Annotated in this window: 7 protein-coding genes and 1 tRNA gene; 4 read left to right on the top strand and 4 right to left on the bottom strand. The window is 56.9% G+C overall.

The features are described from left to right. Together Pan181_RS18495 and Pan181_RS18500 are read right to left on the bottom strand one after the other, a co-directional pair. Nucleotides 1–3255, bottom strand: coding sequence for an efflux RND transporter permease subunit (locus Pan181_RS18495; RefSeq protein ID WP_145248946.1), 3255 nt, complete (start codon nucleotides 3253–3255; stop codon nucleotides 1–3). After that, the gene (locus Pan181_RS18500) at nucleotides 3252–4589 is read right to left on the bottom strand and encodes an efflux RND transporter periplasmic adaptor subunit (RefSeq protein ID WP_197528497.1); all 1338 of its coding nucleotides are present in this window, start codon (nucleotides 4587–4589) and stop codon (nucleotides 3252–3254) included. Before Pan181_RS18500 ends, Pan181_RS18495 begins: the two co-directional genes overlap by 4 nt. Nucleotides 4590–4847: 258 nt before the next feature. On the opposite strand from Pan181_RS18500, the gene Pan181_RS18505 reads away from it, so the two are divergent. The 3 genes from Pan181_RS18505 to Pan181_RS18515 all read left to right on the top strand — a co-directional run bounded on the left by Pan181_RS18505 (nucleotide 4848) and on the right by Pan181_RS18515 (nucleotide 9891). After that, on the top strand, nucleotides 4848–5501 hold the full coding sequence (locus Pan181_RS18505) for a TetR/AcrR family transcriptional regulator (RefSeq protein ID WP_145248950.1): 654 nt from the start codon (nucleotides 4848–4850) through the stop codon (nucleotides 5499–5501). Between the two features lie 60 nt (nucleotides 5502–5561). Continuing rightward, nucleotides 5562–7247: an efflux transporter outer membrane subunit gene (locus tag Pan181_RS18510; RefSeq protein WP_145248952.1), complete on the top strand. Its 1686-nt coding sequence runs from the start codon at nucleotides 5562–5564 to the stop codon at nucleotides 7245–7247. A 1066-nt stretch (nucleotides 7248–8313) separates the two neighbouring features. Beyond that, nucleotides 8314–9891, top strand: a complete 1578-nt coding sequence (locus Pan181_RS18515) for an arylsulfatase (RefSeq protein ID WP_145248954.1) — start codon at nucleotides 8314–8316, stop codon at nucleotides 9889–9891. Between the two features lie 315 nt (nucleotides 9892–10206). Here Pan181_RS18515 and Pan181_RS18520 read toward each other — a convergent pair. After that, nucleotides 10207–10279 (bottom strand) — tRNA-Ala (locus Pan181_RS18520). A gap of 801 nt (nucleotides 10280–11080) precedes the next feature. Next, the gene (locus Pan181_RS18525; protein WP_145248955.1) at nucleotides 11081–11689 is read right to left on the bottom strand and encodes a hypothetical protein; all 609 of its coding nucleotides are present in this window, start codon (nucleotides 11687–11689) and stop codon (nucleotides 11081–11083) included. Nucleotides 11690–12309: 620 nt separating this feature from the next. Here Pan181_RS18525 and Pan181_RS18530 point away from each other — a divergent pair. Beyond that, entirely contained in the window at nucleotides 12310–13263 is a 954-nt protein-coding gene (locus Pan181_RS18530) for an IS110 family transposase (protein WP_145246082.1), read from the top strand. The last annotated feature ends 232 nt before the right edge of the window (nucleotides 13264–13495 follow it).

Below are 13495 nucleotides of genomic sequence, written 5' to 3' on the forward strand. Positions count from 1 at the left end.
CTACGCAACGCACTCTTCGGGCGCGTAGCGACTCTCCGGCGAGTCTTCCAACAAAGGGTCTTCGGTATCGTCTGAGTCGACATTCGTACGATCCATGCCCGATAGGGTGCCGTACACCGAGTAACAAACTGGCACCAGATACAGCACCAGCACGGTGGCGACCATTTCGCCGAACGCAATGCTGGTTGCCATGGGAATGAGCAATTGTGCTTGGAACGAGGTCTCGAGCAAGATCGGTAGCAAACCACAAATCGTAGTCACTGTGGTAAGCAGCACAGGCCGAAAACGTCGCACTCCTGCTTCGTGCACCGCCACGTTCAGCGGCAAGCCTTCCCGCACGCGATGATTGATGAAATCGACCAGCACGATCGAGTCGTTGATGATGATACCGGTCAGGGCAACCAGGCCGAACATGCTGAACAGTGTAACAGGCAAGCCTTGCAACGCGTGCCCGAACACCACTCCAACGATGCCGAAGGGAATGATCACCAGGATGATCAAGGGCTGGAAGTACGACTTAAACTCAATTGATAGCAACACGAACATCGCCAGTACGGCGACACCAAACCCGGTGAACAAGCTGCCGATCGATTCGGCGGTTTGCTCCTGCTGACCTTCCCACCGCACCGACACATGCGGAAACTCTTCCGAGAGTTCCGGCACCACTTTGCTCCGCAACGCCTGAGTGATTTGCCGAGTGTTGCCGGCCGTTTCGTCGACGTCGGACGACACGGTAATGCAGCGGAGCTGGTCGATGCGCGTGATCACCGAGTAACCGCGGGCGATGTCGACCTCGGCCAACTCGCTGATCGGGCGTTCGATTCCATCGTCGGATCGCACCCGGATTTCGTCAAAATTGGCCAACTGGCGGCGTTCTTCGCGGGGATACCGCACCATGATCTTCACTTCGTGGCGGCCACGCTGCACCCGCATCACTTCTTCGCCATAGAAGGCCGCCCTCACGGTCTCGGCCAAGTCCGAAGTCTTCACACCGAGACTGGCGGCTTCCTCGCGAATGCGGAAACGATACTCCCATTTGCCAGGCAGCGAGTCGTCGTTCACTGCGTAGGTTCCCGGGAAGCGGGCAAGCTCTTCCTTGCACCGTTCGACCATATTCTCCAGCTCGTCTTTATACTCCGGCGCGGCGAGCAACTTGAACTCAATGGCCGTGGCGGCAGGTCCTCCGCCGCGCGACGAGATGGTCAGATCCTCGGTGCCGGGCACGTCGCCGACTTCCTCGCGCCAGGCTGCAGCAATCGCTTCGCCCTTGATGGTTCGCTTCTCTGAGGGTAGTAGTTCGACTTCGACACTGCCGACATGGCTTCCGCTGCCGCCGCTGGCGGTAACCGCTCCAGGACCGCCGCCCGAGACCTGCTCGCCGACCACCCGGTACGACAACTCGGCAATTGGCTCGCCTTGCTCCTCGTACCGCTTGGCGACTCGCCAGAATGCGTCTTCCACGTGCTTGGTCCAGCGATCGGTCACCTGCTCGGGCGTACCATCGGGAAACTTGACCGAAGCGAGTAGCGTGTTGCCATCCAATTTGGGGAAGAACACAAACGGAGTGACCCCCGATCGCACGAGCCCCGCGGTGAAAATCAGCATGGCTACACAGCCCGCTAGAAAGATCGTGCGGTTACGCAGCACCACGGCCAGCGTTGGTTCGTAGACGCGAGAGATGTACCACTCAAGCGCACTAGTTGCCCGAGCGTTGAGCCAGTGGGCGACCGGTACGACCCAGGCAAACACGTAGAACACTACGTGCAAGATTTTGAATAGCAGGTTGTCGCGATGCGCGAGGTGCATCGGCAGAATGGTCACGCTTTCGATCAGCGAAGCGGTGAGCATCGCGATAATCGCAACCGGCATGACCGCCATGAACTTGCCCATGATGCCCGACACAAACAACAGCGGAGCAAAGGCAATAATCGTGGTGAGCACCGAGGCAAACACCGATGGCATCACTTCTACGGTTCCATCGAGTGCTGCTTGCAGCGTGTTTTTGCCCATCTGCCGATGAGCGTAGATGTTCTCCCCTACGACGATCGCGTCGTCCACTACGATGCCTAAGGCCATGAGAAAGCCAAACATCGACAGCATGTTGAGCGTTTGATCGGTACCCAGCAGGTAGGTGCCGGTAACCATGAGCGTAAAGGGAATGCCCATGGCTACCCAGAACGCGAGCCGCAATTCCAAGAACAATACCAGCAACAAGAACACCAGCACCAGACCTTGCCAGCCGTTCTTAATTAGTAGATTAAGTCGACCTCGTACCTCAACCGACTCGTCGGCCCAGGTCACTAGGTCGTAGCCTTCCGGCAGTTTTGCGTCGGCGACGTACTCTTTGACTTGATCGACCGCCTTTAACAGGTCTTCGCTCATGCTCCGCTGCACCGAAAGCAACAATGCAGGGCGACCGTTCACACGGCTGAGCGATGCCGAATCGACGAACTCGTCGCGCACGTTGCCCAAGTCGCCCACGGTGAGCACCGCCCCGCCCGAGGAAGTCACCAGTGGCAGCTTGGCGATCTCGGTTCCTGTCGTCCGGCGGTTGTTCCCCCGCAGCAGCACTTCTTGCGACGAACCACGTATCGAACCAGCCGGCAACTCGCGATTCTCCCGCCCGATGACTTCGGCCACCTGCTTGAGGGTCAGCCCGTGCGAGCGAAGGGTGTCTTCTTCGATTTCGATGTCGATCTGGTAATCGCGTGCACCAGTCAGGTCGACTTGCGAGATCTCGTTATAGAGCAACAGGTCGTTGCGAATACCTTCGGCAATGTCTCGAAGTTCCAATTCGGCCTGGGCTCCCTCTTTGTCTGGGCCAAGCACGCCGATACGAATGGCCGGCCGCCGCGCGGTCACCAGGCGAATCTCCGGCTCCTCGGCTTCGAGCGGAAAACTCGGTATGCGATCGACCTCGCTACGCACTTCGTCGAGCACGCGATCGGGACTCCGCCCGCCGGTCTCGAGTTCGAGGACCACGCTACCAGAACCTTCAGAGGCCGACGCTGTGACCTTCTTAATACCTTCGAGCGAGCGAACCGCTTCTTCGATCTTCTGGCAGATTCCCTCCTCCACCTCCTGGGGAGCGGCCCCGGGATAGGGCACGCTGATCAGGATCATGTCTAGATCGAACTCGGGGAACGACTCGCGGCGCAAGCTTGAGAACGAAAAGAACCCGACGACGAACACCGCGATAATCACGATGTTCAGCCCTGGCGAGTTCTCGATGGCCCAACGTACTAGAGATTTCATGCGTCTTTATGAACCTCAACTCGCTGGCCTTCGCGCGGGGCCGCCATCGGCGAGACAATCACCTGATCTCCCGGCATCGGTCCTCCTTGCGCCCCGTAAATCACCGCTCCCTCTCCGTCGCGACCAGCCAGTCGCACGTTGGTAATCACCAATTCGCCATCACGCACCACCCATACCTTATTACCAGGCTGCAAACCTTGTTGAGGGATTCGCACCAGGGTGGTGTTGGGAGTCGCCCGCACTCGCACTTCGACAAACATGCCGGTCATAAGCGTTGGCAACGATCGCCGCGGGGCGTCTTCGACCGCCTGCGAGTCGACTTCCAGGCGAGCCTCGAGCGGGTTCTTCACCTGCACTCGGCAAGGTGCCATACGAGTTTGTTCGTCGATGCCAGCCGCTTCGTACCGCTGCAGCACGCCATCCCATACATAAGAGGTCGCTCCCAGGTCGTAAACCACTTCGACCGGAGTCGCGGGGAAATCAAACGCGCTGACTCCCTCCGCGTCGCCATCCGCGGGATTCGACGACTGCCAAAGCCAGTTCATTTGCGACATATAGAGCTTGCAAGCAACTTCCACCTGCGAGGTGTCTTGCAACACCACCACAGGCGTGCCTTGCTGCACGTAGCCATCTTGCTCCACCTCGTCGCTTACGACGATACCTTCGATCGGTGCGTAGATCTCGCATCGCTTGAGATCGAGTTGGGCTTTGTCGAGATTCACCTGCACCAAATCCCGGACACTCTCCAGGCGGGTGCGTGTCGACTCTAGCTCCTGCAGGCGGTCACGCTGGGTCTCCAGCGTATTGCGGGCCGACAGCTCGTTGCGGCGGGCGGTATCAACCTCCGCGCCCGACACCGCGCCGGGGTCGTTTACTTCGGCATAGCGTTTCAGTTCGCGTTGGCGAATCTTCAGGTCTTCCGCGGCCAGCTCAATCTGCGTTTTCGCGTTCTCGACTTGAACTTCGAGTTCCTCCAGCGTTCCCTTGGCCTGCGTCAGTTCCTGCTGCAGTCGATTGACTTCTAGTTGATAGTTGCGCGAATCAATCCGCAGCAGCAATTGCCCCTGGCGAACCGTGCGGCCGCCGCGACATTCGTCGGCCTTGTACTCAACGCGTCCGCTCACCTCGGCCGCGATCTCCACCTGGCGGTAAGGCACCACGACGCCATCGACCGAAAAGGGGATGCCATCGTTTTGCTCCTGAGCAACGGCCACCTCGACAATCGGCACCGGAGCTTCAGGTTCGGCACCGCGGTGGGTCTCTACCTTGCCCATCATCAAACAGCCCCCGACGCCGGCTGCCAGCAAAGCTATCGACGCAGCGGTTCGGAACAAGATCTCGAACCACCTGCTGGTAGGCGCACTTTTATCGCTGCTGGTCATCTGAGCAAGGAGCCTTTTGAGAAAGGCCAACGTGGTTCCGGGTGGGAGTCGCCTTGACTATTCGACGACCGGCTCTTAGCCTAAATTTAAACAGGCGTTTAACTGGCAGGGCCTTTGATTACAGCCCTTTCGAGAAATTAAACACCTGTTTAATTCCATGGTATCGTCCTTTTTCTGAAGGTCAATCGAGATTCGCCCGATTGGTATGAAATGAGCCAGGATTCCCGTCAACGGTTGCTGCAGTCAGCTATCGAGCACTTCGCGGCCAAAGGCTACGAGGGGGCTACGGTGCGGGATATCTGCGAAACCGCTGGGCTCAACGTAAACGCGGTGAAATACTACTTTGAGGACAAACGTACGCTCCATGCCGCGGCGGTGACCGAAGCCCACCACCTGGCGATGCAGGACAAACCTTTTACCGAAATACCAACCACCGGCACCCCCCAAGAAAAACTCAGGCAATTCATCCATCAAACCATGGGCATTGTCTTTGGGGGAGAACGCAGGGATCAGCCACATCACTTGCTGCTAGCACGCGAACTGACCGACCCTAGTGAAACGACAGCGCAGTTCTTCAAAACGTTCGTTAAACCGCGATTCGACTTTCTCGAGCAAACATTACAGGCTCTTTTACCGAAAGGCTTTCCAGGCACCGAACGTCGGTTGTTAGTGCTCTCCGTCATCGGGCAGTGCATGCATTACCGCGTTGGAGCCGAAGTCGACAAGTTCATGTTCCCCACGGGTGAATACGAAAAACTAACGGCCGAACGAGTTGCCGAGCACATCTATCGAGTTACCTTGGCTGCCATCGAGGGCTATCAAACAAGTTCACAATCCGAAATCCGGTCAAAGCCCCCGATCTGACTGGCGCTAATTTAACCTCGGCCTGCTACCAGCAGGACGAACGACAAGGATGTCGTTGCTATGCGTCTGTGCGCTCACCTTATTATCTGTACGCTTGCGGCCTGCCTTTCGGGCTGTATCGTAGGGCCCGACTACTTTCGCCCTCACACCGAGGTCCCTCAGGAGTGGCGCCCGGACGAAAGCACCACCGCTGAGCTTCAAGCCGAAGCCTGCTGGTGGCTCGGTTTTGGCGACTCCACGCTCGACCAACTCATGAGCGAAGCGGTCGACAATAACCTGTCGCTCCGCGAAGCGGCACTTCGCATTGCTCAGGCTCGCTACCAACGCTGCGTCGTACGCGGCGATCTGTTTCCTCAGTTCGATGGCGAGACGGCCTACAACTTTCAGAAGCAACCCACTACTGGCGGGCTCACCGGCCAGCTCGTGGGCGACGACGGCGGCGGTGGTGGCTTCCAGTTCGACGATACCTTCGATCAATACTCCATGGGTCTCAACGGTAGTTGGGAGATCGATATCTTCGGGCGACTCCGTCGCAACGTGCAAGCCGCCCGAGCCGAAGTGTGCGCCAGCGTCTGGGCGTATCGCGATACCATGGTGCTGATGCTCGCCGAGGTTGCAACAAACTACGTCGACGCTCGCGCCTTCCAGCGCCGGCTCGCGATCGCTCAGGAGAATCTCAAAGCTCAGCAGCGGAGCCTGGAGATCACCCAAAAACGATTCGAAGCCGAGCTGATCAGCGAACTCGACGTCGCTCAGGCTCGAGCGAATGTCGAAACCACTCGCGCCGAGATTCCTACGCTCGAAATCGGCTACCAACAAGCGGTCAACCGGTTGAGCGTGTTGCTCGGTCGCGCACCAGGCTATGTCGACGAGCTGCTCTCCGGCAGCCAGCCGATTCCTCAACCGCCAGGCGAAGTTGCAGTCGGCATTCCGGCCGACCTGCTGCGTCGCCGCCCCGATATTCGCCAAGCCGAGTACACCCTCGTCGCACAAGTCGCTCGCATCGGGGCAGCCAAGGCCGACCTGTTCCCGAGCTTGTCGCTCACTGGCTCGTTCGGCGTGCAATCGCAACGCGTCAACAACCTGTTTACCGATAACAGCATCTCGGCCAACGTGGGACCCACGCTGCGTTGGAACCTGCTCAACTTCGGGCGGGTTCGTTGCAACATTCGCTTGCAGGACGCTCTGGCCACCGAGTACGTGGCCGCCTACCAGCGAACCGTGCTCGAAGCAGCCGAGGAAGTCGACAACGCGTTGATCAACTACACTCGTCAGCAAAAACGTCAGTCCGCGCTCGCCGATAGCGTCGCGGCCCTCGAGCGGGCCGTCGAGCTTGCGGTTACCCAGTACCAACGCGGCACCGTCGACTTCCAGCGAGTGCTCGACTCGCAGCGGTCGTTGCTCCAAGCCCAGGACCAACTGGCGACCACCGAAGGGGAAGTAACCGCCTCGCTGATCGAACTCTACCGCGCCCTCGGCGGCGGCTGGGACTGCCCGCAGCAACGTGAACAAATCGTTGCCGTGATCCCACTCGGCGAGATCGAACTGCCGACCACTCCGGAGCCGGTTCCGACCGATGCTGTGGAAGGGCTCGACGCCCCCCAGCTACCCACCGACCAACCCGAACCAGCCAACGCTCCGCTGGAACTCGAAGAGCCAACACTGGAACCCATGCCGGAGCTGGAGAATCCGCTGAAGCTAGACGACGTACTGCTGCTGCCGACCGTTCCGGAACCCATCGAGTAGCCAGCACAGCTCCCGCGCCCAGGCGTGGCTCGATTGGCCTAACCTGTCCCACGATCCTACGCTGCATTTGCACGAGACGAATAGATTCCCAATTTACCCACCGATGGGAAAATTGAATCCGCGCCCACTCTACAAAACCAGTGGTTTTCGCGTGCGAATAGATTCCCATTTCCCAAAACGCATCGAGTGGGAATCTATTTTTGCGGTGCGCACTTATCGCAAGTCGTTGGTAGCTATGAAGTTGCATCAACACCTCCACGGAAAGTGCCCAAAATAGATTCCCATGGGTGGGAAAGTATTTTGGTTGGGAGTTGAGGGATTTCGGATTGGGGATTTCGGAATGCGGAATGTCGTCTTGAAGGAGCTTCCAGCGACTGAAAAATCTAGCCTATCGCTTACAGCCTAAAGCCCACAGCTTTAACAACCGCGCAGCAGCGAACGCCTACGCAAGGGCCATCGCGGTCAGAGACCGCTCCTACAGTGCGCTTGTGTGGTAGATATTTCAGTGGATTTAATGTTCACTCGGTTACATCTCTCCATCCTCCAACAACGGACTACTGACCACAAACAACGGACAACACACCACCTGTCCATTAGAACACCACAGGTGGCCATTTCCCAGCGAAAAAGGGGACAATGGGAGAAACCGTTTGCCCCGCAGCCGAAGGCGTAGGCTCGCGATGTGGACCACGCGAAACACCTGAATTCATTCGCAGAGATCTGTCGGGTATAAGAGCAGAATCGACTGCCGTCGGGCACCGGCAATCGTACCGCCCTAAAACACTCCATCCCTTAGGGGTGGACCTCGGGCTCCCTTCAAACATCATCATGTTCTCAGTCGCCCAAAGCCTCGCCACGAGGAGTTCTTCATCGTGGCTTCTTCTGTCCGGAGAACCTAACTAACAAGGATGGCTGCTACGCGCCATATCTACTTAGAAAAAAGTGGGGGATTTGCTTACTTTTCTTGCTACCTCTGCGAGAAAGTTCCCCTAAACCAGCAGTGCGTTAGCTTATCTGAAGGGCGGCCTGTTCCAATTCGTCAAATCCGCGATCTGGAGGTACGAGTATGCGACGCTTACCCGGTTTCCTGGCTCTTTTGGTTCTCCTGTTTGGCTCGGCGACCTGCCAAGGTGACGACAAGCCGAACATCCTCGTCATCTGGGGCGACGACATCGGCTGGTCAAATGTCAGTTGCTACGGCAATGGCATCATGGGCTATACGACGCCGAACATCGATAGCATCGCTCGTGGCGGAGTGCTCTTCACTGATCACTACGCCCAGCCATCCTGCACCGCGGGGCGGTCTGCATTCATCACCGGGCAGTATCCCATTCGTTCGGGCATGACCACCGTTGGACAGCCAGGCGACACCCTCGGGCTGCAAGCGGAATCGCCCTGCCTGGCTGAGTATCTCAAAAAAGCAGGCTACCGCACCGGCCATTTCGGCAAGAATCACCTGGGCGACCGCAACGAGCATCTTCCGACTGCCCATGGATTCGATGAGTTCTATGGCAATCTTTACCATCTCAATACTCAGGAAGAAGCCGAGCAACGTGACTACCAAAACTTTGGTGAGAAGTACTCGGGCAGCCTCGAAGCGTACGAGAAGAAGTTTGGCACTCGTGGTGTGATTCATTCGTTCGCGACCGATACCGACGACCCCACGGAAGACCCTCGTTTTGGAAAGGTTGGCAAGCAGACGATCGAAGATACCGGCCCGCTGACTCAGGAGCGGATGAAGAACTTCGACGCTGGTGAAGTCATCCCCAAGGCGCTTGGGTTTATCGAGAAGGCCAAAGAAGCGGACGAACCGTTTTTCGTATGGCTCAACACCACCCGCATGCACCTTTACACTCGCATCGATGACGAGTGGCTCCGCAAGGTGGAGAAGATCACCAGCGAGAGCGATGTGCATGGGGCGGGCATGCTGCAGCATGATCATGATATCGGCCTTGTGCTGGATGCCTTGAAAGAGATGGGCCTCGACGAAAACACGATCATTGTCTACTCCACCGATAATGGTCCTGAACACTCCTCTTGGCCTCACGGCGCGACCACTCCGTTCCGGGGCGAGAAGATGACCACCTACGAAGGTGGAGTGCGTGTGCCGTGTGTCGTGAAATGGCCAGGCCACATCCCAGCCGGCACCCGGCTCAACGGCATCCAGGCGCATCAGGACCTGTTCACCACGCTGGCCGCTGCGGCCGGCATGGACGACATCGCTACCACGATTCGCGAGGAAGAAAAGCAGTACATCGATGGCGTGAACAATCTCGACTACTGGACAGGCAAAAGCGATTCGTCGAACCGCGACCACATCTTCTACTACTACGAAAGCAAACTTACTGCTGTGCGGATGGGCCCCTGGAAGTTCCACTTCTCGACCAAAGAGGACTACTACGCGAACGTGGTGCCGCGCACCGCGCCGCTGGTGTTCAACATCCGGATGGACCCGTACGAAGGCTACGATAGTGCGGACTCCTATGGCCATTTGATGCAAAAAGTATCGTGGTTGATGCAGCCGATGGGCGAACTCATGCAAGCTCACCTCAAGTCGCTAGCCGAGTACCCACCGGTACAAGGCGGCAAGTCGTTCGATATGTCGAATGTCGTCGACGAGTTTGTCAAAAAGGCAAAGCAGTAGCGAGTGCATCGCACCACACAGCCAGTCACTGGTTGCTCCTTTCAGTCGTAGCACCCAAGCGGGCGAAGCTCGCCTTCTTGGGTTGCTATGGTTGATTTCCGATTGCCAACGGAGTCGGCGAGGCTGCTTGTCCACTTCGCCGACTCTGCACGGCGTCTACAGGCGATGCTGCTGGAGAAGCACGTCCGGCAAGAGCGTTGGGCATCCGAAGGCATCTGCCCCATCGGCGAAGCTTGCGCCGGTGGTCTCGTGTGATGCCCGCTTACGTGAGAGTCGCCGGTGAGTCGACGAGGACTACCGGCGAGATTTATAAAGTGGAGCGAAAGGGAGTCGAACCCTCGACCTCTGCATTGCGAACGCAGCGCTCTCCCAACTGAGCTACCGCCCCAGGCGTCTCCGTATTCTATGCTTTTGTTTACGTTGTGCAAGCGAGCCTCCAGGGGGTTGAGCTTCGGCAGTGAGCGATATGGCTCAGGCAACTCGGCCGCCGTGCGGGGGAGTGAGATGTCCCCTGCCGGGGCGGATGGCTCGGGGTCGTTCGCGAATAGATTCCCAATGTTCCCACCGATGGGAAAATTGAATCGCCGCCCACGCTACAAAACCAGTGGATTTCGCACCCAAATAGATCCCATTTCCCAAAACGCATCGAGTGGGAATCTATTTTTCCGCTGCGCACTTATCGCAAGTCGTTTACCAGTAACGTGTTGCATCAACACCTCTGTGATAGTTGCCCAAAATAGATTCCCACCCATGGGAAACTATTTTGAGTTGGGAGTTGGGCAATTTCGGATTGGGGATTTCGGAATGCGGATTGTCATCTTGAGGGAGCTTCCAGCGACTGAAAGATCTCAGCCTACCGCTTACAGCCTAAAGCCTAGAGCCAATAAAGCTTCCAGCGACGCAGCCCCACCAACGCTTTTCCAACGCGCGCAGCAGCGAACACCCACGCCAGCAAACCATCGCCTGCGCGTCGCTAGTCGTTCGAGTTCAAGACAAGCATCACATCGCGATCACCTCCAATCACTAAACAGCCGATAGCCGATAGCCAACGATCACCTGTCCATTAGAACACCACTGGTGGCCAATTGCCAATGAAAAGTGTGGCGATTTGAGAAATCGCTTGGGAGGTGGCAGAAGGGGTTGATCTGGCAGGCGAGAAGCCCCGATGCATCTGACGGAGGGCGATTCCTTATACTCGTGGGCCCCGGAATAAGCAGCCCACTAAAGTTGGGGCGGAAAATAGTACTATGAGCACGGCTGACGATGGCTCGGGAACTACAAATGAAAACGCAAGATCACCACTTGGGCGGTACTCTTTTAGCTGATCACCGGGGTAGAGTGGGAACTGCAAACTCCCGCCTTGATATCCGGTCTCGCGACCATCGATGAAGGCTCCGTAGTCGTTGTAGCCTGTAGGCCCTGATCCAAATTGGTTGACTACCAACCCATAGTCTTCGTTCAGGGTGAACTCAAACGGATCGTCAAACACTACCGTACGCCAATCAGGGGCATCTATCGGTACATCACTCGCTAGTAACATTCCACTGGTAAGAATCTCTGAGTCCAACGTTCCGTCTGGTAGCAGATCGCGAATTTCGACCGTTGTATCCGCAGCGTTGCCATGGCCAAACACCACGAGGCGTACCGCCAATATTGTGTCATTCGATTCAGAGACGAACGTCTGCGTTGTACCATCCCCAAAATCGCTCAGCAGATTGAACTGCAGTTGACTCTGTGCAGAAGCACTTTGAAGAATCGACTGTGATCCAAAAAGGAAGAGAATCAGTAGCCTGAACATGGAGAGATTCCGTAGTCTATCAAGAGGGGTGCAATTACTTGACATTCTACTATAGCTGTGACAAGCATGCAAAACATCTTTGCAGTGAACCTCCTATGTAGAAACCACCAAGGTCTGGATTCATGCAGGGTGGCGTGCAGGGGTTAGGTGCAACAGCTACCGCTTAGTTAAGAGGATGCCTAAGGGTTTCTCGGAGAAGGGGTTGCAGTCGAGACTAGCTGACTCCACTATGCCCCCCTCCTGGGCAACAGCCATGACAAACGAGGAGAACAAGCAGATGCAAACAGCAAAGCAATGTTTCATCGAGGGTTCCCATGCAACTGATACGTACGAAACACGGATGATCCGTACCCATTCTTACCACGAAGCAGAGAACTCTGTCGAGTCATCACCCTCCTTGTATCTTGCAGAAAGGTTGGTATCAATAACCGAGCCGTCTTCTGCGGAGTGAGCGCAGCGAACGTAGCAGAAGACGGCGGCCGCCGGTAGATCGTGCCCTCCTGGGTCCTCACGAGACCGAAATTGTAGCTGGATCGCCGGTCGGCCGCCTGTCGAAGTAGCCCGAACAGTCGCCGGAGCTGTCTCATCAACAAGCTCGTATAAGCAAGGAAGGGTAACCGATGGAAAACAGTTTGCAAAGTACTTGGATTGGGGTTGATGTTGCCAAGCATCATTGGGACGTGGTCGTTGCCGGGCAAACCCAGGTGCATCACTTCCCTGCCGACCAAGAGGGATGCCAGCAACTTCAGCAGTTTCTCGCTCAGCATCAGGTAACCCATGCCTGCCTCGAAGCGACAGGAGGCTACGAACGAATGTTAGCCGACTTCCTTCGTGAGCAAGGGATCGTGGTGAGTATCGCCAACCCACGTCAGATTCGCGATTTCGCCCGTACTCAAGGCCAGCTTGCCAAGACCGATCGTCTCGACGCGCTAGTGATCGCTCGTTATGCGGTACTGATGCAGCCCAAGAAGACCAAAAAACCCTCGGAAAACGAGCGGAAACTCGGTTCCCTCCGGACACGTCGGCAGCAAGTGAGCGATGCTCTGACGCGGGAGAAAAACCGGTTGGGTACACAGCACGATGACTTGGTGCGCCAGTCGATTGAAGAAGCCATTGACTTCTACCAACGACAGCTTGAACAGCTCGATCAACAGATCCAACAGCTATTACAAGCCGACGATCAGTTTCGAGAACGCTCGGCACTGCTGACCTCGGTGCCTGGCGTGGGGGCAACGACGGCCGCAGCCTTGATCGCTCACTTGCCAGAGCTGGGATCGCTTAATCGTGGCGAGGCGTCACGTCTTGCAGGCCTGGCACCGATTAACCGTGATAGCGGAACCTTGCGAGGCAAGCGGATGATTGGCGGCGGCCGAGCGGTCGTACGCAAGATGCTCTACATGCCCACTCTCGTCGCGACCAAGCATAACCGAGTCATTCGCGAGCACTACCAGCAGCTGCTGCAACGAGGCAAAGCCAAAATGATCGCCCTTACCGCCTGCATGCGAAAACTACTACTGATACTCAATGCCATGATTAAAACAAATTCCACCTGGAATGACCCCCGGGAGACTTGATTTTCAAGACAGTCGCTACTCCGAACACAACACAGATTGCGGCAGCCGCTGGAGGCGATGGATCGGCTGCGCAAGTCTTTGCGAGCAGGGTTACCCACCATTCCCCCAAAAAACGGTTGAGCTGGAAGACTATTGTTGAATCGCGTGACCTCGCACGCGTTCGTTATTGCTCCACTGACTTCCGTTCGAGACTGTTTGTGCCCAGAAGCTTGAGAACTCCGGCGCCCCTCTA

The organism is Aeoliella mucimassa, assembly GCF_007748035.1.
In the GTDB taxonomy this organism is placed as follows: domain Bacteria; phylum Planctomycetota; class Planctomycetia; order Pirellulales; family Lacipirellulaceae; genus Aeoliella; species Aeoliella mucimassa.